At 68.0% G+C, this 19670-nt stretch carries 16 protein-coding genes; 11 read left to right on the top strand and 5 right to left on the bottom strand.

Translation table 11 applies throughout. From position 1 onward, the window contains the following. The 4 genes from EJK15_RS40120 to EJK15_RS40110 form a co-directional block, all read right to left on the bottom strand. On the bottom strand, positions 1–2199 hold a 2199-nt coding region (locus EJK15_RS40120), incomplete at its 3' end, for a hypothetical protein (protein ID WP_206061391.1). A gap of 35 nt (positions 2200–2234) precedes the next feature. Further along, positions 2235–2381 carry a hypothetical protein gene (locus EJK15_RS71260; RefSeq protein ID WP_171074810.1) on the bottom strand — a complete coding sequence of 49 codons (147 nt, stop codon included), beginning with the start codon at positions 2379–2381 and terminating at the stop codon, positions 2235–2237. Between the two features lie 13 nt (positions 2382–2394). After that, positions 2395–2787, bottom strand: coding sequence for a hypothetical protein (locus EJK15_RS40115; RefSeq protein ID WP_138715705.1), 393 nt, complete (start codon positions 2785–2787; stop codon positions 2395–2397). After that, complete coding sequence (locus tag EJK15_RS40110) at positions 2784–2984, bottom strand: hypothetical protein (RefSeq protein WP_138715704.1); 201 nt, start codon at positions 2982–2984, stop codon at positions 2784–2786. The genes EJK15_RS40115 and EJK15_RS40110 overlap by 4 nt, the downstream gene beginning before the upstream one ends. 98 nt (positions 2985–3082) lie before the next feature. Here EJK15_RS40110 and EJK15_RS40105 point away from each other — a divergent pair, with 98 nt between their 5' ends. Then, entirely contained in the window at positions 3083–3838 is a 756-nt protein-coding gene (locus EJK15_RS40105) for a GntR family transcriptional regulator (RefSeq protein WP_171074809.1), read from the top strand. 321 nt (positions 3839–4159) lie between these two features. Further along, on the top strand, positions 4160–4606 hold the full coding sequence (locus tag EJK15_RS40100) for a hypothetical protein (RefSeq protein WP_138715702.1): 447 nt from the start codon (positions 4160–4162) through the stop codon (positions 4604–4606). Between the two features lie 151 nt (positions 4607–4757). On the opposite strand, the gene EJK15_RS40095 is transcribed toward EJK15_RS40100, so the two are convergent. Then, complete coding sequence (locus EJK15_RS40095) at positions 4758–5282, bottom strand: hypothetical protein (RefSeq protein ID WP_138715701.1); 525 nt, start codon at positions 5280–5282, stop codon at positions 4758–4760. A 306-nt stretch (positions 5283–5588) separates the two neighbouring features. Here EJK15_RS40095 and EJK15_RS40090 point away from each other — a divergent pair, with 306 nt between their 5' ends. From EJK15_RS40090 to EJK15_RS40045, 9 genes are all read left to right on the top strand, one after another. Then, positions 5589–5846 (top strand): hypothetical protein, encoded by a 258-nt coding sequence (locus EJK15_RS40090; RefSeq protein ID WP_138715700.1) that lies wholly within the window; start codon positions 5589–5591, stop codon positions 5844–5846. Next, positions 5846–6277 (top strand): hypothetical protein, encoded by a 432-nt coding sequence (locus EJK15_RS40085; protein ID WP_138715699.1) that lies wholly within the window; start codon positions 5846–5848, stop codon positions 6275–6277. Before EJK15_RS40090 ends, EJK15_RS40085 begins: the two co-directional genes overlap by 1 nt. Before the next feature lie 124 nt (positions 6278–6401). Beyond that, positions 6402–6989, top strand: coding sequence for a phage tail tube protein (locus tag EJK15_RS40080; RefSeq protein WP_138715698.1), 588 nt, complete (start codon positions 6402–6404; stop codon positions 6987–6989). Between the two features lie 237 nt (positions 6990–7226). After that, positions 7227–8483, top strand: coding sequence for an HNH endonuclease (locus tag EJK15_RS77855; protein ID WP_420847127.1), 1257 nt, complete (start codon positions 7227–7229; stop codon positions 8481–8483). A gap of 395 nt (positions 8484–8878) precedes the next feature. Then, entirely contained in the window at positions 8879–10075 is a 1197-nt protein-coding gene (locus EJK15_RS40065) for a sensor histidine kinase (RefSeq protein ID WP_138715697.1), read from the top strand. 3 nt (positions 10076–10078) lie between these two features. Further along, a complete protein-coding gene (locus EJK15_RS40060; protein ID WP_138715696.1) occupies positions 10079–10789 on the top strand; it encodes a response regulator in 711 nt (236 codons plus the stop codon). Between the two features lie 242 nt (positions 10790–11031). Further along, positions 11032–16821: a fibronectin type III domain-containing protein gene (locus EJK15_RS40055; RefSeq protein WP_240777517.1), complete on the top strand. Its 5790-nt coding sequence runs from the start codon at positions 11032–11034 to the stop codon at positions 16819–16821. Beyond that, positions 16799–17383, top strand: a complete 585-nt coding sequence (locus tag EJK15_RS40050; protein WP_138715694.1) for a hypothetical protein — start codon at positions 16799–16801, stop codon at positions 17381–17383. The genes EJK15_RS40055 and EJK15_RS40050 overlap by 23 nt, the downstream gene beginning before the upstream one ends. A gap of 26 nt (positions 17384–17409) precedes the next feature. Next, complete coding sequence (locus tag EJK15_RS40045) at positions 17410–19569, top strand: hypothetical protein (protein WP_171074808.1); 2160 nt, start codon at positions 17410–17412, stop codon at positions 19567–19569. Positions 19570–19670 lie beyond the last annotated feature (101 nt).

Here is a 19670-nt window from a genome sequence, read left to right as displayed (position 1 = left end):
AGATTTGTATAAGAGACAGGGGTGTATGTCCAGGTGGGCCACCCCTGGGAGGGGGTGTATGGGCAGGTCATCAGGGGTGTCTTCGGGGTCCGGCTCTGTCGCCTCTCCCCCGCCTCCGGCGCCGGTGCCGCGTCTGGCCCGGATGGTCTCCTCGGCTTCCAGGACGCCGGCGATGAAGTCGCGCTCCCCCACGATTCGCCGCCACTTCCCTCGTTCGGTCTGCGCGACGAGCTTGAGCTCGTCGCGCCAGATTGCGCGGCGTTCGCTCGCCCATTGGCGGCTGCGCGGCGCGGCCGCGTTGGAGTCGGCCGTGGAGATCAGGCCGGGGGAGAGGTGGATGGCGGCGAGCGCCCGCAGGTGCGGGTCGGCGATCTCGCTCAGCAGCGCGGTCGTCTCGTCGATGGTCTCGGACACCACCAGGCGGAGCGGCTTGTCGTCGGCCGCGGCTGCGCGGCCGAGTTCGGCGCCGGGGGCGGGCTCCATGCCGAGCCGGATCCGGGCTTCGCGCACCATCTGCTTCTGCGCCTCGCTCGCGTACTGGAGGAGATTGTCGGGCAGGTGCGCCCACCGGTTCCGGTAGTGCGGGAGCCGGTCGGCGGTGGACGCTTCCAGGGTGGGGGCGAGCGCCTCGGTCTCGGTGGCGGTCTGCATGAGCATGAGGTCGGTCACCTCCGGCGTGTAGATGAGGGTGGGGTCCTCGCTGCCGCTGGACTGCACGTAGTACGCGCCCTTGGGGAGTTCGCTGGTCTTGTAGCGGTTCCAGCGGCGCAGCAGGAACTGGCTGTCGGAGTCGTAGCGGGTGCGGCCGGCGAACGCGTCGGTGAAGTTGGCCAGCAGCTTGGGGTGGGCGGAGTCTTGGTTCCAGTACTGGGTGGCGGCGTGCACGCCGATGAGGAAGGCGCGGGCCTCGGACGTGACCTTGTTGCTGTCCTCGACGATCAGGGCTGCGCTGCGGCGGGTCTTGGCCCAGATGGTGCGGATTTCGTCGGCGAGGATCTCGACGGCGCAGAAGCCTGCGTCGCCGTCCGCCTCGGTGGCGGGCAGGACCTGGTTGTGCTCGGGGAGGAGGAGTTCGGCGCGGAGCGGGACCATCGCCGCGGCGTCGGCCATCAGCTCGGCGGCCTGTTCCTCGGTGACGGCGATCCGGTCGATCCGGGGGAGCAGGTGGGCGTACGCCTTGCCGGTGCTCTTGAGGTCGATCACCCAGATGAGGGTGGGCGTGTGGGCGGCGTGCAGGGCGCGCAGGCGCAGCAGGTTGGACTTGGTGGAGCCAGTGGCGCCGCCCACCATGGAGTGGGTCGCGCCGTGCCCCTGGATGATCGGGGTGGTGTAGTACGGCTCGCCCTGGTCGGTGACACCCATCCAGCGCCGGTCATACACCGAGCGCGGCATCTCGGGTGGGTCGAACTTCACCGTGCGGGCCTTGATGCCGCCCTCGTGGTGGATGAGGAGGACGCGGGAGGCGGCGCTGTGCTTGGGGTCGTGGGTGATCTCGCGGACGGACCCTTCGGCCCAGTCCATGCCCGCCTCGATCTCGCGGATGGCCTTCTCCAGCTTGCGTCTGGTGATGCCTGCGGGGAGGCGCAGAGGGTAGGCGGTGCGGCCGGTTCCGCTCACGGTGGGGCGGGCGGCGACGACGACGCCGGCGAAGCTGATCGCGGCCAGCACGCCGGGGAGGCGGCGGGAGCTGTAGCGGACGCGGATCCGGGCTGCCCGCCAGCGGCGGGCAGGCGAGGAGAAGCCCCAGGCCACGATGCCGCCGAGGGTGAGCGCCGTCCACGAGGTGGCGGTGATGGGGTCGAACGGGGTGAACGTGGCGGCGGTCGTCCACGCTCCGGCCGTGGCCGCGGTGGTGGTCGCGACTGTGGGCGTGAGGGGGAGGACGTCGTGGCGGGACAGGAACCAGTAGGTGGCGGCGGCCGCTGCGGCGGTTGCGGCGGGGGTGATCCACCAGGGGGCGCCCGCCAGGTGGTGGATGGTGGCGTAGCCGTACATGCTGGCGGCGGCCGTCCAGGGGATGTGGAACTCGCGGCGAGCCCACATGCGGCGCAGTTCCCAGCGGATGGGCCGCCACACGAGGTGGTAGGCGGCCGCTCGGGCAGCGCGCGCCAGCAGCCCGCGCTTGGGCTTGGCCGGGAGTGCGGCCTGGCCAGCGTCGGCGGCCGGCGGCAGTGCGGCCTGGAGCGGCTTGCCGAACACGGGTGACTCCTTTCTGAACCGGAGATGGGGAGGGGTTAGTCGCGGGACTGGGTGAGTCTGGTCAGGAAGAAGATGAGGGCGAGAACTACGAGACCGACCGCCCACCAGGGAACTTTGAAGCCGATCGGCCATTGGATGAGGGTGAAGAGGGTGACGTCGAGGTAGCCGAGGCCGAGGTCCATCGCGGGGTCCTTTTCAGGTGGTGAGCGCGGGCGCGTTGGCGGGGGTGGGGCCGGTCATCAGCCGCTTGGCGTGCTCGACGAGGTAGGCGAGTGCCAGGGCGAGGGCGGCGACGGTGTAGGCGAGGGTCTTGCAGGTTTCGCCGCCGAGTTCGAGCGCGGCGAGTGTGAGCCCGATGGCGATCCAGAGGAGCAGGAGGAGGGCCCAGCCGAGGGCGCGGCCGAGGTGGTAGGCGACGCGGAGGGCCCGGCGGGTCCAGGTGGCCGGCCAGGGGGTGTGGTTCCGGTCGTTCCAGCGGTCGGCGGGAGTGGGGTGCTGGTGCTGCCCGTCCCAGGTGGCGCGGCTGATGATGCTGGCCGGCACACATACCAGGCCCATCCACCAGAGCGCGTCCATGATCAGGTTCATTTGCAGCCCCTCCCGCCGCAGGTGCAGGTCGTGACCTTGTGAGGGCGGACGCTGGGCTGGGTGCCGTCGTCGAGCTTGACGGTCACGAAGTCGGTCGTGCGCTCGATCACCGTGGCGGAGATGCCGTCGAAGCACACCCGTTCCGGGGCGGTCTCGGCCTGGTCCGCGTTTCTGCGGTTCCGCCTGATGAGTGGCACGTCGCGTCCTTTCCTCGGATAAGGATTAGTGGTACTAGTAGTACTAGTACGACTAACGTAGATCGGGGGAGTTGAGGATGTCAACTGGAGCGGGCACGATGGCCCGGACAGATGCACGTAACCCGGCGGCGGCCATTGCGCTGAACGCGCGGCGGTGGGGGGAGGACCTGGTGGCGAACGCCGGGCGCGGAGATATGGCGAAACGGATTGCTGCTGACCTACGCCAGCGGATAGGCCGTGAATTGCGCCCGGGGGATCAGTTGCCGTCCGAGGAGGCGATTGCGGAGCAGTACGGCGTCTCCCGCACGCCAGCCCGCACGGCCCTGCTCGCGTTGAAAACGGAAGGGCTGCTTGAGGCGAGGCCGCAAGCTGGCTATGTGGTGCGTTTGTGGGATCCGCAGCCGATCAACGCCACGCTGACGGCGATTGGCGGCGGGCGGGAATTCGGCGCCGCGGTGTCGGTGAGCACCGTGGTCCCGTCCGGCCGGGTGGCCCAGCTCATGCCGGAGGACGACGACGTCGTGTGCCGGCGGGTCGTGGCAGGCGCGGTGACGTCGTCGTACTACTCCGGCCGGGCCGTCTCGGCTGTACCAGAGCTCGGCAGGGCGGCGCCGCTGGAAGAGGACGATGTGGTGCTGCTCGGCCGGGCCGGGTTGGCGGTGGTGCGGTCGCGCGTGCAGGTGCGCGCCTACCCGCCCACGCCCGAGCAGCAGGAGCTGCTTGGCGTGAGCCCGGAGACTCCTGTCCTGGAGCATGTGGCGGCGTTGCGCGACCGTGAAGGGCATCCCGTGCTGGTACGGGTGTGGCTGCTGGCCGGTGACCGGAACTTCCTGGAGTGGGAAGGGACGGCCTGAGACTCGCCCCACTGTGAGGGCGGGCGATCAGGTCGGGAATGACGAGAGCCCCGCCGAGGCGGGGCTCGTCAGCCATCGAGGGCTGATGATCCTAACCATCCTGCGTGGGGCATGCGATGACGTCCCCTGGAGTGGTGTAGTTTCTGGCGATCTTTGCGAGCGCATTCAGTGCTGATCACCTGGCATCGAAGGCGTCTTGGATCTTTCAGCTCGGCACGAGATTGCGCCACTCGGCGGGACGTCATCTGAGCAAAACTCCAACGGGAGCGCTTCACCCTGGGATCTCTCAGAGACCGGTTCGGCCGGTAGCCTGAGGATGACATGGCGTACTGGATGACATTCTGGAAGCTGATCGATGTGGGCCTGGGCGATCCTGACGAACTCGCCCGCCGGATTGACGGCATGTCCGAGCATGATCTCGTCGAGTTCTATTGGACGTACGAGGAGTGCGCTGCCGACCTGAAGGACGAGGAGTTCCTCAGGTACGTGTCGCCGCCCCGCACCGAGGATTATGTCGATGACCTCGCCCAGTGGGTCGTCGCTCAGGGGCTGGGCTACTACGAAGACATCATGATGCAGCCGGCGAAGATACCTCCTGAGCTTCCCCTCGGTGCCACCGTTTCACCGTGGACCGGCCTCGTGAGCCTCGTTTACCGTCAGCGCTATAACGCACCCGTCCGTTTCCGGGAAGACCCTCCACCCGGCCAGTCCTTCGACGATCATCCATCCTGCCGCTCGGCGCGACTCGAAGGACCCACCACGGCGTGAGTCGGCGAGAACGCGAGGACGTCCCAGGCTTCGGTTCGCATGAGCCGGCACGGGATTGCGCCACTCGACGGGACGTCATCGTCCGCCTCGCAGAGCCCCTTCTTGTCGCGCCGGTACAGCTCCACTCATCTTCTGGGCGTGGTCGCGGTAATCACCGCTCCCATGTGCTCCCACCAGCGGGGAAAGAACCGTAGGTTTGGCTTGGCGGTTGTGGACAGTGACGGGGGAGATGTCGGATTGGGGGCAAAAAAAACAAACAAAAGCAAGCACAACAACAAAAAAATATGCTGGCATCGACCGCAAACGTACCGCGCCAGAACTGCTCCCTTTCGAGGGTGGTCATTGCGCGGGGAGGCGGGGCGTCCTTGGTGTCGAGCTGCGCCAGCAGTTCGCTGCACTGGTCCTCGTCGGTAGGCAGGCACGTTCGCCGCGGCCTTGCGAGCCGGTCACGGGTCTCGGGGAGAGTGCGCCACTCGCCCTCGCCTATCTGCGTGGGCTTGGGGCGCGACCATCGGACATTACGCCCCAGGAAGATGAACGCGGCCTGGGGATTGGCCTCCCACATGCCGAGCGCCTTGTCCTGGTTGAAGCCCTTCGGAAGGTTGCGGGCCATCAGCATGGCGACGCGGCCCCAGATCTCGGCTGGCGGCAGGGTCTTGGGTGTGTCTTCGGGCATCGTGCATTGCTCCTTGAGCGTGACGGAGGTGCCGCACGTCATCAGGGCGTGCGGCGTCAATGCGTTTCGATGCTCAGCTCCCGAAGGAACTGCCACTTCTCCCCGCCGTAGCGGGTCGTGGCCGAGGGGATCGGCCTGGATGCTTGTCGGCCGCGACCGGCCTACGGCTCGACCATAGCGGAAGGCTCCGACAGAACGAAGGGGCCGTCCATCAGCTCACCGTGGAGGCCAGGACCTGCGGGCGCTACAGCGGGATAGCGCATCGGGCGGAGACGCTAGCCACGCCCGACCGTCATCCTCCGCGGCATGAGTGACATGGTCAAGATCACGCTCGCCCACCCGATCGGCGTTCACACGTGCCGTCAGCTCGGCATCGAGGAGGCGGAGCACCCGGTCGGTGCGGAGCTGGCGCTGCACCGCGAGCAGGCGCACCGCCTCGTCTCCGCCGGTTACGTCAAGGACGCCAACCCGTCCGACTTCGCGTCCGTCCAGGCGGCCATGCGGCCGGTCAAGAGCAAGCCCCCGGCCGCGAAGCCGAGCACCTCGAGCACACCGGCGTCGTAGTGGCCAGCGTCGAGGACCTGGCCGACGCTGATCCGCTGCCGGTGGTGCTCGCCTGGCTCATGACGCATCCTGCCGTGGTGTCTGCACTGGGCCCGGACAGGGTGGGCGCGTACTCGATCCCGCCGTACCCGCGGCTCAGGGTCACGGACGTGCCCGGCGGGACCGAGAACTACGACACGGCCGAAGTCGAGGTGCGGATCAAGATCGAGGCCCTCGGTGAGATGGACGGCAGCAAGGCCGAGCTGCGGCGGCTGCTGTATCTGGCGCTCGGCGCGCTGGAGGAGTTGCCGCGTGCTGATCCGCCGCCGGCTGGCCCGGTCATCGGGTCGGTCCGGCCGGCGCAGGGCGGCGGGTTCCTGCCGGAGGCGGACAAGCGGCCACGGTACGTGGCGCGGGCGACCGTGAGGTGCCACCCGAACTGGGGCGCGTAGAGCGTCTCGTCGTCGGAGGCGGACGCAAAAGCCTTCCCCTCTCCATGATTCCCGGCCTGGGTCCCCAACCCGTTCCGCCGCTTCCCCGTACGTCGGGGGGCGGCCCCGCGTGGAGGGGGCCCACATGGGTGCCGAGAATGTCTTTACCGCGTCGATCGCCGCCCTGTGGCTGGCGCCGGTCGGCACCAGCGCGCCGGAAGGCCCGACCGCCGCCATGCCCACGGGCTGGAAGAACGTCGGCCTGTTCACCCCGGACTCGCTGTCCTGGTCGGGTGACCCGGAGTTCGCCGAGACCGAAGCGCACCAGTCCGCCTACCCGGTGAAGGTGTGGCAGACCAAGGACGCCGCGAGCCTCGAGGTCGAGCTCCTGGAGTGGTCCGCGCAGAACTTTATGGCCGTCTATGGTGGCGGCACCATTGAGGAGATCACGCCGGAGGGCGGCGGCGCCAAGTACTACAAGTACACCCCGCCGAGCATCGGTACGCGGTCGGAGGTGGCGGCCGTGCTGGAGCTCGGCGACGGTACCCGCCGGATGAGGCGGATCATCCCGCGCTGCATGCAGCGTGAGGGTGTCCAGCAGGAGCTGTCCCGGGACGAGTCGGCGACTCTGCCGCTGAACCTGTCCGTCCTCGGTAGCGACGTCGGCTCCGCGTTCTACGATGTATTCAACACCGCCTTTGCGTCTTTTGCACCACCGGTTGCAACGCCGTAGGGGTAATAGAATGCATGTGTGAATCACAACCAGGCCCGTGTCATCTTGCTGGGGCTCGATGACGCGGAGATTCGCGCAGCCCAGGGCCGCTTGGAGCGATCGTTAGACCGCTCTGGCGGCCCTGACGGCTGCTGGCCCTGGACGCGGGCTCTCACGCGTGGCTATGGCGTGCTCCATGTCGGCAGCAAGGCGCGCGGTACGTTCCGCGTGGTCAAGGCTCATCGGCTGGCCTACGAGATGGCCACGGGCGAGAGCCCCGAGAGCATCGACCATCTGTGTCACGACGCCGACACGTGTGACGGCGGCGAGGGGTGTCGGCACCGACGTTGCTGCAACCCGGCGCACCTGACTGCTGCAACGCTCGGGCAGAACTCTGCACGGACGAAGGCAGGTGTCCAGCGAGACACATGCCGACGAGGACACCCTCGAACGCCTGACAACATCTACGAGAGTCCCTCCGGGGCACGCCAGTGCCGTATCTGCAACCGAGAACGGCAGAGGGTGCAGACGCCTCAGCAACGTCGCCGAGCCGGTACTGGTGATCGTCGGCCGGAAGGCATGAGCGCCGAGCAACTGGTCGAGTGGGCGCTTGAGGGGCAGGAGGGCGACGCGTGTTGGTTCTGGCCGCACCTTGCACGGAGTAGGGAGGGCTACACCAAGGTGCGGGTGAATCGCCGCACGCTCCTAGCGCATCGTCTCGTCTACGAGGTTCGCGTGGGGTCGGTCCCGCCGGGGGCAGTCGTTGACCATGCCTGCCACGATCCCCGGACCTGCCGGGGCGGGCCCTCCTGCCGGCACCGGGCATGCATCAACCCCAGCCATTTGATTGCGACGTCTCGTGAAGTGAACACCTCGCGAGGGCGGGCGTCCCACCGGAAGCCGGATGAGTGCAAGTGGGGCCATCCGTTCACGCCGGAGAACACGTACATGACCCCGAAGGGCGCTCGTACGTGCCGTACTTGCCGTGCGGCACGGCTGCGTGAGTCGAGGGAGCGGCACAAGGTACGCAGCGGCTGGGCCGATGGTCGTCACCGTGCCGGTGGGCAGTGCCGTAACGGCCATGATGTGGCGGACGTCGGTGTGGACGAGCACGGCGACTGCCGGGGCTGCCTCGCAGACCGGCAGGCCAGGTCCAATGAGACGCGCCGCGAGCGGCGTGCTCAGACTCGCCCAAGGCCTGGCTGGGTGGATGGGCGTCGGCGCGCTGACGGGCGGTGCCGCAACGGGCACGATCTCGCCGAGGCCGGTGTGGGATCCACTGGTCGCTGCCGGGCATGTCGCCGCGCTGAGTACGAGAAGCGCAAGGCCAAGGACACCACGGCGTTCGCGTCTTTCACGCCGACAGCAACGGCTCCTAAGCCCATGGGACCTGCGTCACCAGGTACTCGGGCGGCCCTACCCCCTGGTCGTGAGCCACTCGGTCGGCCGTGTGGTTGCCTGCGTTTGTGGTCTTCTATGGCCCACTCCCGATACTCGGGCTCGAACATCACGTAAAAGTCGACACGGCCCGGCGGTTCGTTGCTGGGCATGTCGACGAAGATCCTGAAGTCCACGCGTGGATTGTCGTCTTTGGGCAATCCTGGCTGAAAGTCGCCCGCGCGCCTCATCGTCACGCGAATGCCGATCTCACGCCGCCCCCGGTCGCGTCCAGCCACGATCACAGTGTGCCCCTCAGACGTGGTTTCCACGTCGGCCCACGCCCCTCTGCGGCAGATCTCTGCGGCGACGTAGTGCACCGCCGCCAGGTTGGCCTGCTGGTTGCTGTCGGGGTGTGGAGTGCGCGCCATGCTGGCAACGTACTGCCCGGGCACCTCACGGTCGCCCCCGGACAGTTGCTTAGCAAGTACGTCGACTATCACCGATCGGAGACCGGACCGTAGCGTCTGCTCATGGTGCGACGCGTATTGGAATGGTGGAGCGGCCGTCCTCAGGTGGCCGATGCGCTCCTGGCGGTGGTGGCCTGTGCGTACTTGCTGATCGAGGTGCCCTATTCCGATCGGTCCATCACCGATCCGGGCAGCCTGCCCGTGATGTTCTGGGGCGATCTGGTGGTCTATGCCAGCCTGGTCTGGAGGCGCCGGTTCCCGGTGGCGGTCCTGGCGCTGGTGTGGACGCTGTGGTTCATCGGCGGACGATGGGACATCTGGGCGGAATGGAACGCGTCCTGGGCGGAGTTGAGCACGCCGACGGCGTTGATGTTCATGCTCTACACCGGAGGTCGGTGGACCTCCTCAGCGTGGACCCGCCTGTTTGTCGTCGGCACGCTGCTGCCTGCCGTACTGACTGCCGTGCAGGTGTGGGCAGGTCTGGTTCTCGTGCCGTTCCCGATGCCCTCTCCTCCCGATGACCTATTCGCGACGTCCTTCGCGGTGTGCGTCGCCGCATGGGGTCTGGGCAGGCTGCGACGCTCGGAGGCGGAGGCCATCGCCCGCGCCGTCACCAGTGCGGAGGAGAGCAGGGCGCAGGCCATACTGGCCGAGGAGCGGATGCGGATCGCGCGGGAGGTGCACGACATCGTCGCGCACAACGTGAGCGCCATGGTGATCCAGTCGGACGGGGCCGCTGCCGCGTTGCTGGACGAGGACATAGCCGAGGCGAGCACGGCCATCGAGGCGATCGGACGCTCCGGCCGGACCGCATTGACGGAGCTTCGGCTGCTGCTGGGGATCCTGCGGGAGGCGCCGCTGGCGCCGCAGCCCGGTATCGACGCGATTCAAGATCTGGCCGAGCGGCTGCCGAACAGAGTACGGTTACGCGTCGAAGGACAAGTCCGTCAAACGCCGCCCGGCTTGGGCCTGGCTGCCTACCGGATCGTGCAAGAAGCCTTGACGAACACGCTCAAGCATGCTGGGAAGGAAGCCGACGCCGAGGTGTTACTTCGTTACGCCGACGACGGGCTGCACATCCAGGTCACCAATGATGGTGCTGGAAGAGGTCAATACGATCCTCCGGGGCGGGGGCTGGACGGGTCCGGGTTTGGTCTGATCGGCATGCGTGAACGCGCCGCGATGTTCGGCGGCACGGCGCACGCGACAGCGCTGCCCGCAGGTGGGTTCCGGGTCGCGGCGACGCTGCGGTGGACGTGACTTGTGGCCGAGGCGATCCGCGTCCTGCTGGCCGACGATCAGGAACTGGTCCGCACCGGAGTGCGGCTGGTCCTGCGCCGTGAACGCGGGATCGAGGTCGTCGGCGAGGCTGCGGACGGTCAGGAGGCCCTCGAGCTGCTAGATGAGGTAGCCGCGGACGTGGTGGTAATGGATGTCCGGATGCCGGGCATGGACGGGATCGAGGCGACCCGCCGCATCTGCGCCCGTGGCGGGCCCCGGGTCCTTATCCTGACCACCTTCGACCTGGACGAGTACGTCTTCGGCGCGATCAGGGCCGGAGCGAGTGGTTTCCTGTTGAAGGACACCGGGCCGCGATCTCTCGCCGAGGCGATCCGGGTCGTGCACGCCGGCGAGGCGATCATCGCCCCGTCCACCACCAAAAGGCTCATCTCGCATTTCCTGCCCGATACAGTGCCCGACTCGGGTCCTGATCCGGGCACGGATTCGGGCCCGGGTTCGGGCAAGGCCCTCGACCAGCGGGCCGGCCTGCTTAGCCGGCGCGAACGCGAGGTGCTGGCCGAGATCGCCACCGGCATGTCCAACGCCGAGATCGCAGCGCGGATGTGCCTGTCTGAGGGCACTGTCCGTACTCATGTGAGCCACATTCTCGCCAAACTGGGTCTGCGTGACCGCGTCCAGGTCGTCGTCTTCGCTTACGAGAACGGTCTCATCGGCCTGGGCCGGAACGCGTAGCGACCGCTCCCGGATACGTAGATCCGCAGATTCGGCAATCAGCGTTGCGACAGATGTGCGTGAAGCGCCCTTTCTCTCATGCTGTGGCTGTTTGCTGTGCGGGGGTGCCCGCTGGGGCGAAGGGTGGCAGCGTGTGTGTCGGCCGTGGTGGTGCAGGGCTTGTCGCATTGGCCTTATGGGCGTCGGTTCAGCGGGTGGCACGGGGGGGCGTGATCACACGTTGGCTTCTGTCGTTGGCGATCGTGTTCTCGGCGCTGGCGGCGGCGCCGCGGCCCGCGCAGGCGCGGATGCAGGGGGCATCCGCCTCAGTCTCCCAGCAGGTTTCGCCAAGTCCTGGGCAGTACTACGCGGCGCGAGCCCGGGTGATGAGCAACGCCTCGGTCGCGGCGGGCGCCACCGTGACGGTCAAGGTTACGGGGGTGGGTGGTGTCCCGGCGAGCGGCGTCTCGACGGTCGCGCTGAACTTATCCGCCAAGGGTGCCAGCGCCGCCGGGGGACTCATCGCGTTCCCTTCCACCTTGGCGGCCGCGCCAGCGGTCACCGGCGCCCGGTATCGCTCTGCGGTGTGGGACAACCATCTGCTCATGGTCAAGGTCGGCACTGACGGTCAGATCAAGGTGAAGAACACTGGGTCGGCCGCGGTGAACGTGTACGCCGACGTTCATGGGTATTTCACCGGCACAGCGGCCGCCACCGAGGGGGCGTCCTATGTGCCGCTGGACACGGCCCGGATCATCGGCAACCAGAGCGTGCCGGCGAACTCCAGCGCCTCGTTTACTGCCGTGGGGGTGGGCGGCATTCCGGCGACCGGCGTGGCCTTCGTGGCACTGACCCTCATCGTCAAGAGCACGGGGTCGGGCAAGGTGATCGTCCACCCCTCCGGCGGCGCGCTTCCGACCGGGTCCAACATCGACTACCGCCCGCCGAACTTCCTGTCCAACCTGGTGATCGTCGCCCCCGGGGCGGACGGCAAGATTACCGTGAACAACAACGGTGCGGCGGCCCTGACGGTGTACGCGGACGTCGCCGGGTACTTCGCCGCGCCCGCGGCCGCGGGCACTGCCTCCACCGGGGTCGCGGTCGACCCGGCCAGGATCGTCAACAACGTCTCGGTCCCCGCAGGGGCCGTCTACACGGTCGCGCCGCTTGGAAAGGGCGGGGTGCCGGCCAGTGGCGTGAGCAGCGTCGGGGTGAACCTGACCGCGCAGAGCACAGCCGGCGGCCTCCTGCGGGTCTATCCCACGGGCCAGGCGAGCATCCCGGGTGGCGGCTCCATCGCCTTCCAAGCCGGCGACTTCTGGGCCAACTTCGTCCCGGTGAAGCTGGGCGCCGATGGCACTTTCGCGATCAAAAACACCGGCACTGCCGCGATCACCCTGGCGGTGGACACATTCTCCTACTTCACCGCAGGCGGCAAGCCCGCCGCACCAACAGGGGTCACGGCGACGGGCGGTGATGCTTCGGCGACGGTTTCCTGGCAGGCACCCGTCGATGACGGCGGCTCACCGATCATCGGCTACACCGTGATGGCTTCCCCGGGCGGGGCGACGACCAGCGTCGGGGCGTCCCGGCGCCAGGCCGTTGTGAGCGGACTGACCAACGGCACCGCCTACACCTTCACCGTCACCGCGGCCAACGCGGTGGGCTCCTCACCCGCTTCCGTACCCTCAGCGTCGATCAAGGTGGGGCGTGTCCCCGGAGCGCCGACGAACGTGATCGCCACGGCCGCCAGCGGCAGCGTGAGCGTCAGCTGGAGCGCTCCGGCCGACTCCGGTACCTCGCCGATTACCGCGTACACGGTGGCCGAGGCCAGCACCGGAAAAACCGAAACGGTGGGCACGACAGCGGCCCTATTCACCAGTCTGGCCAACGGCCAGCGCTACAGCTTCCGGGTCAAAGCCACCAACGACACCGGCGATTCCGCCTGGTCGGCGATATCCAACGTGATTAGCCCGCAGCCGCTGCCGGTTCCGGAGCGGTCGCTGATCATCGATGCCGACCCCGGTGACGGGCAGGTGCGCCTGACGTGGGCGCCGCCGCCGTCCGGCGGCGAAGCGGTCACGACCTACCGGATCTCGATCCAGCCGGGCGACCGGACGGTGGAGGTCGCGGGCGATGCCACCTCGACCGTGGTCAAGAGCGTGGACAACGGCACCGCGTACACCTTCACCATTGTGGCGGTCAACGGCAACGGCGCCAGTCAGCCTTCCCTTCCGGCGCAGGCCACTCCCCGACCCGGGCAGGCACCGCTGCCACCGGTCATCCTGCGCACCGTCCCCGGAGACGGCCGCATCACCCTTCAGTGGCTGCCCGCCGGCGACGGCGGAGCACCCTTGACCGGATACACGCTGTCGGCGCACCCCGACGGCCCCACCGTGAACCTGCCCGCGGATGCGATGAGCGGGACGCTGACCGGCCTGGTCAACGGCACCGCCTACAGCGTGCGCCTGACCTCAGCCAACGCGATCGGCACCGGTGAGGCCAGCCTCGCCGGCCAGATCACTCCCGCCGCCCGCCAGGCTCCCGGCCCGCCCGCCGACCTGGAGGCCACCGCGGTCGCCGACGGACAGGTCGAAGTGATCTGGACCCCGCCCACTTTCTCCGGCAGTGTCCCAATCAGCGCCTACACCGTCCTCGCCAGCCCGGGCGGCACCAGCGTCACCCAGCGAGAATGCACTAGCCAGCAGGAGCGCTGCAGCGCCGTCGTCACCGGGCTCGACCCGGCCACCGAGTACACCTTCACCGCCACCGCCACCAGCGCGGATGGCACCAGCCCGGCCAGCGCGGCCACAGCGCCGATCCGAGCCACCCTGCGGATGAAGGCCGAGGCCTGGCAGTTGTCTCCCGCCGCGGCCCAGACCCTCACCGCAGTCCGCGACGACGGAACCCTGATCTTCGACAACGCGCCAGCCGAGGTCGCCGAGCTGACCCCGGGGCGGTACGTGATCATCCCAGCAACGCCGGCGGCGCCCGACGGGCTGATCCGCAAGATCGTCACCGTCAGCACGTCCGGCAACCGGGTGTCGCTCGCCACTGTGCCCGCCACGCTGACCGACCTGCTGACCGAGGGGGACCTGGCCGGCGAGGTCACCCTTGACGGCCACGACCTGGCCGCCAGCTCCAACCCGCCCGGCCCAGCCGCGCGGGCGACCGACGGCGAGATCCCCGCGGGGCCGCCGCTACGCTTTCCCCTCCACCAAAGCATCGGCGCCAGCGGCCGCTTGGACGCTGACCTCGTCCTGACCCCGAAACTGGTCTACAACCTCAAGATCCGCGCCGGCACCGTCTCGGGCCGCATCGCCCTACACAATCAGCTGACCGGCCCCATCCGGCTGCACGCCACTCACCAGGCGAATTGGACCCGGCAGTTCAGCCTAGGCAGACACAGGTTTAACAGAATGCTCAAGGTCGGCAGGCTGCGCATCCCCATCGTCGTCACCCACGTTCTCACCGCGACAGCGAACGCCGACGCCTCCGGCGCGCTGACCCTGTCCGGCAACGCCGCCGTCACCTCTGGTGTGGAGGCGGCCATAACCGGCCGCAACGGTGGCATCAGCCCCGTCTTCACCGATCACACCGTCGCCAACCCGCCGGTCCTGAACGGTTCAGGGTCGGCCCGGCTGGGGCTGACCGGATCGGAGTTCATCTCGCTGGCCGGCACCATCGGCATCGGCGCCGAGGTCAACCCCTACCTGGCCGCCCAGGCCGACGTCGCCGCCAACCCGTGGTGGTGGATCCGCGCGGGGGCCATGATCCGAGGCTGTTTCTCCTGGTTCGACACCTGTACCCCCGCCCAGGTATCGAAAGACCTGTTCGTCACCCTGAAAACCGCCGATGGGCCGTTCCGCGGCATCTCCATCACCCCTCCGCATGCCACCACCGGCCGCAACCAGCCGGTCGACTTCAATACCGTCACCCACAACGCCGCCGACGGCCCAGTCCAGTGGAAGATCATCCAAGGGCCAGGAAGCATCGACCACAACGGTGTGTACGTCTCGGCCACCAGCGGTCAGGCAGTGGTGCGCGCCACCCGCGAGGGCGGCGGCGTGGACGACCCCACCGCGGAGGCCACCGTCGAGGTCGACCCCCACGTCCCGCAAGCCCCGGTGGACGTCAAGGCCGCAGGGGCTCCGCTGTCGGCCAACGTCAGCTGGCAGCCGCCGCCTGACAGCCTGGTCGGCATCACCGGCTTCGCCGTCGTGGCCACTCCGCTCGATCAGGGCCAGGTCCCGGTGACGGCCTTCGCCGGCTCCTCCGAACGGGGCCTGGCGGTGTACGGTCTGGCTCCCGGTGTGCCCTACGCCGTGCAGGTCTATGCCACCAGTCAGAACGCGGTCAGCTCGCCCTCCGGCGTGGTCGGCGTCATCCCGACAAAGGGGCTCGGCCTCCACGGAGACTCGCGCAACCTCGCAGTCGACGCCAACGGCAACCCCGACATCAAGCGCGACAGCGCCAGATACGTGCCGGTCATCTCCGGCGACGGCAGGTACGCCTTCTTCGCGGTGGCGGCCGGCAGCAATTTGATGCCGGCGGAGGCGTACGAACCTGGCAGCGATGCGCTGTATCTGCTGCGCAAGGACGTCGACACCGGCGAGATCAAGCTCGTTTCCCGCCGCCCGGACGGCCGCACCCCGGCACCGGTCGACCCGAGCATGGACTTCGCGGTCGCCTGGGACGGCTCACGCGCCGCCTACATCACCCTGCCCGACGGTTCCGTGCCAACCAGTCCGCTGCCGAAGCCATGGCGCGCGGACATGGACTTGATCGTCAGCGACATCGAGGACGGCGACGTGTGGGTCGTGCACGACGGCACCGCGGAGACGGTGCCGATTGAAGTAGATGGGATCAGCGGAGACGGCGAAATCGCCTTATTCATGATCTTCCGCGAGAGTCCGGATGAGTCAGGCGAGTCAGGCAATCACGAATTGATCCGCGCCGAACGTGAAGGAAACCGGCGGATCATTGCTCAAGACAATCCGGGGGACCTATGGAGCGGCGGAGATATATCCGCGGATGGCGACATCGTCGTATTCACAACTCTGACATGGCGCAAGGAGGAGCCCAATATCTGGGAGTTAAAGCTCTACCGGGACAGCACCAAGAAATACGAGACCTCGCTCCGAGCCCTCGAAGACGAGCCGTATGAAAATCTCCACTGGGCGCGCATCTCTGCCGACGGAACAACGCTCACATATTCTGCAATGCGCGGTCAGGACCCTTCCACCTTCACCGCTTTCACCAAAAAGGTGACGGCCGTTGGGACGTGGGGAACGCCCGTGGCGCAGGGCGCCGCCGACAATGCCCCGGCAATGAGCGCACACGGCAGGTTCATCGGCTACAGCTCCTACGGAGCCGTCGGCGGGGTCTTCGACATCGTCGCCGGCAGCGCCACCGTGCCGCAGGCGGGAGGCAGTCTGTCCCTCACCTACGATGGCAGCGCCGGCGTTGTCGCATCCCGCTGCCGCGGCGGGTGCGAAGGTGGGGTCTGGTACCAGCGCTACAACGTGCCCGGGCTCCGCGGCGATCTGCAGTCGTGCAACAACCCCGACTACGGATACATCGGCGAACACGGGCGGCGCACCGGCATGCGGGTGAAGCTCTGCTTCCCGATGCCGGAAGGCTCACCGGCGAGCACGGGCATCAAACCGCCCGGCTTTCCGGCGGAAAACGAGCGCATCCCCGATTCGGGGGAATGGCGCTACGCGCGCGGCCACCTGCTAGCCGCGCAATTAGGCGGATCGGGCTCCGAGCCCCGCAACCTGGTCGCGATGTTCCAGCTCGCCAACCGGGTGCTGATGGACCCCGAGGAGGACAAGGTCCGCTACACCGTCGATGACGGAGAAGAGCTCTACTACTACGTGGCCCCTGTCTACACCGACTCTCCGCCCGCCGACACCGAGCAGGACCTTTCCAAGCGCATGCCGGACAAGATCCATATAGTGGCCAGCGGAGATAACGGCTTCTTCCTGGACGCCTGCATCCCAAACGTGGAAGGGGGCACCGTCACCTATGACGACCCTTGCACGGCTTGAACAGGTCATCGGACCACCGCAGGGACGGCCGGCGCCGGTCGACTGGGAAGCGCTCCACCGCCGCTATGGCTTGCGTTTCCCGTCGGACTACCAAACTCTCGCCGCCCGCTATCCCGACCTGGTCGTCGCCGAGTTCCTGTCCGTCTTCCACCCTGCCTCCCACGAGCGCGCGTGGAGCGATCGGATGCTGGATATCCCGCGCTCGTGGAGCCCTCGGTGGCTGGACTCCTACACCCCGTACGAGGACCCCATCCCGGTGGACTGGAACGGGCCGTTTCGGGTCCACCCCGAGCCGGGCGGTGTTTTCCCCTGGGGCATCACCGTGAACGGCGACTTCTGTCTGTGGCTGACCGACCCCGACCCGGTGCTGTGGACTGTTCTGATCGCCGAACGCCACCAGGTGTGGCACTACAAGGGGACCCTCACCGGATTCCTCTGTCAGGTTCTGACCCGGGAAATCTCCTGCCCGGTCTTTCCCGCCGACTTTCCGCTCGGGGATGACTGGCAGACCGAGCAGGACTTTAGCGCCCAGGGCGATCACGGGGGGAGGCTCGAAGGATGATCTGCCTGCGAGCAGGATTGCGCAGCGTGGGCGCGGCGCTCGTGGCTGTCTGCGTGGCCGCGGCACAGGTGGCGGAGCCACGACCGGCCGCCGCTGCTGCCGACGCCGTCCCGGGCGTGACGATCGGTACCATGCTCGGCGACGACTTCGCCGCCTACCCGCGCGTCATCCGCCTGGAACACGGCCCCGACAAGGGCACGCTCGTCGCCACGCAGATGATGTCGGCCGACGATGGCGGCGAGAACAAGGGGAACATCGGCGCGATCTTCCACAGCACCGACGACGGCAAGTCCTTCGCCCGCGTGGGGGCGGTCAAGGACTGGTTCTCCTATTCCAAGTGCTGCAACACCCTGTACGAGCTCCCTGTCCAGGTTGGCGACATGCCGGCGGGAACGCTGCTGTGGGCGGCCAGCTTCTGGGCCGACAAACCCGCCGCCGGCGCCGATGAGATGACCCAGCGCATCTGGAAGAGCACTGACCAGGGACGCTCGTGGACGTTCCTCGCCCAACCCCACAAGATCAGTGTGGAGGGCGAGGGCGCGTGGGAGCCGGAGTTTATCGTGGACTCCGGCGGAGAGCTCATCATGTTCCTGTCCGACGAGTCCGACCCCGCGCAGAGCCAGAAGCTCATCGCTCTGTACGGCGGCGACGGCCTCGCCTGGAGCGCGCCGGAGGACGTCGTGGCGCTCCCGATGGGCAAGGAACGGCCCGGCATGGCCGTGGTCCGCAAGATCCCCGATGGCCGCTACCTCATGAGTTACGAGATCTGTACGGATCGCGCCTGGCCCGACCAGACGGGCCCGGTCCGCGGCTGCGCCGTCCACGTACGCTGGTCCTCCGACGGACGCCACTGGGGAAACCCGGCCGACCCGGGCACGCGGGTGCGGACCGCAGACGGCACATTCCTGACCGGCACCCCTACGCTCACGGTCAGCGGTAATACCGTGCTCATCAACGCCTACCGCGTACGCAGATCCGACGGCACCCCCGCGCCGGGCGACGGCAAGATCATCTTTGGCAACGCGGCCAATGGCCAAGGCGACTGGTTCGAAATCGCGGCACCGGCCCCGCTGCAGGTGCGTGGCTACAGCCCCGACCATGTCTGGCAGTGCGACGGCTACAGCAGCCCCCTGCTCGGCTCGGCCGATGGGAACACCGTTCTTCAGATCACGACCAACTGGACACAGACGGCCAGCGGGCTTCAGTGCCGCGCCTACGTCGGCACCGGCCTGTCCATGCCGGTCGGGAAGCTAGCGGCCACCGAAGCCTCCCGCGCGTGGGTCACCCGCAGCCAGGAGCACTATTCGGGCCTGCGCGCCGAGGGCGACGTCCGGCATTGGCGGATGAGCTCAGGCGGCATCGCCACCGAGACCGTGCTGACCGAGATGGCCGGCCCTCCCGTGGTCTTCACCTACGACGATCAGCAACACTGGTTCGCCCGCTCGAAATCGAAAGCGCTGGCCCACAAATGGTGGGACGCCTCAAACGCCGCCTGGGCCAGCGACACGTGGGCCACCGGCCTTGCCGGAGACCCCGCCGCGATGGTCATCGCGAACGCCCAGCATGTATGGGCCGTCGACACGACCGGGACTCTCCGGCATTGGTGGTGGACTCCCGGCCAACCGATCAGGACCGACACCTGGGCCAGCGGTGTCACCGGTCGGCCCAGCGTGACACTGGTCGGTAACGTGCAACACGTCTTCGCCCGAACCACATCCGGCACGATCGCGCATGTGTGGTGGAACCCGTACCAGGGTTTCCGCCGAGAGACGATCACAACCGGAACCACACTCGCCGCAGACCCGGTCACCGGCCAGACCGAAGATCAGCAGCATGTGTGGGCGGTCGATTCTTCCGGGAACCTGCAACACTGGTTCCAGAACCCGCGATCAGGCTGGCAGCACGACGTCTGGGGCTTAGGAGCGGTCGGTCGTCCCGCGTTCCTGCACATCGGGACGACCCAGCACGTGTACGCCCGCACCACTTCCGGAACCTTGGGCCACTGGTGGTGGTCGCCCGGGCAACCCGTCAGAAGCGAGACGTGGGCCCAGGGAATCGGCGGTAACCCGACCGCCTTGGAGATCAACGGCCAGCAGCACGTCTGGGCCACCGACACAAGTGGCGTCCTGCACCACTGGTGGCTGGCTCCCGGCCAAGCTGTGCAGCGCGATACCTGGGGACGCTGACCATGCAACAGGATCCTAAATGGACACCCGTGGGTATACGTCGAGTAGTACTTCTCTCGCGCTGCTGCTTGTCGACCGGAGTGCTGCGGCTGGGGAGTCTG

This window comes from Nonomuraea basaltis (genome assembly GCF_005893125.1).
Lineage (GTDB): Bacteria > Actinomycetota > Actinomycetes > Streptosporangiales > Streptosporangiaceae > Nonomuraea > Nonomuraea basaltis.
The sequence above is the reverse complement of the archived record's forward strand: the minus strand, read 5'-3'. Positions and strand labels throughout refer to the sequence as shown.

Bases quoted from the DNA above. Each gene is read 5' to 3' on its own strand.
- EJK15_RS71260 (WP_171074810.1), bottom strand. From the start codon at position 2,381: ATGGACCTCGGCCTCGGCTACCTCGACGTCACCCTCTTCACCCTCATC.
- EJK15_RS40115 (WP_138715705.1), bottom strand. From the start codon at position 2,787: ATGAACCTGATCATGGACGCGCTCTGGTGGATGGGCCTGGTATGTGTG.
- EJK15_RS40105 (WP_171074809.1), top strand. From the start codon at position 3,083: ATGGCCCGGACAGATGCACGTAACCCGGCGGCGGCCATTGCGCTGAAC.
- EJK15_RS40100 (WP_138715702.1), top strand. From the start codon at position 4,160: ATGGCGTACTGGATGACATTCTGGAAGCTGATCGATGTGGGCCTGGGC.
- EJK15_RS40095 (WP_138715701.1), bottom strand. From the start codon at position 5,282: ATGCCCGAAGACACACCCAAGACCCTGCCGCCAGCCGAGATCTGGGGC.
- EJK15_RS40090 (WP_138715700.1), top strand. From the start codon at position 5,589: ATGAGTGACATGGTCAAGATCACGCTCGCCCACCCGATCGGCGTTCAC.
- EJK15_RS40080 (WP_138715698.1), top strand. From the start codon at position 6,402: ATGGGTGCCGAGAATGTCTTTACCGCGTCGATCGCCGCCCTGTGGCTG.
- EJK15_RS77855 (WP_420847127.1), top strand. From the start codon at position 7,227: ATGGCCACGGGCGAGAGCCCCGAGAGCATCGACCATCTGTGTCACGAC.
- EJK15_RS40065 (WP_138715697.1), top strand. From the start codon at position 8,879: ATGGTGCGACGCGTATTGGAATGGTGGAGCGGCCGTCCTCAGGTGGCC.
- EJK15_RS40050 (WP_138715694.1), top strand. From the start codon at position 16,799: ATGACGACCCTTGCACGGCTTGAACAGGTCATCGGACCACCGCAGGGA.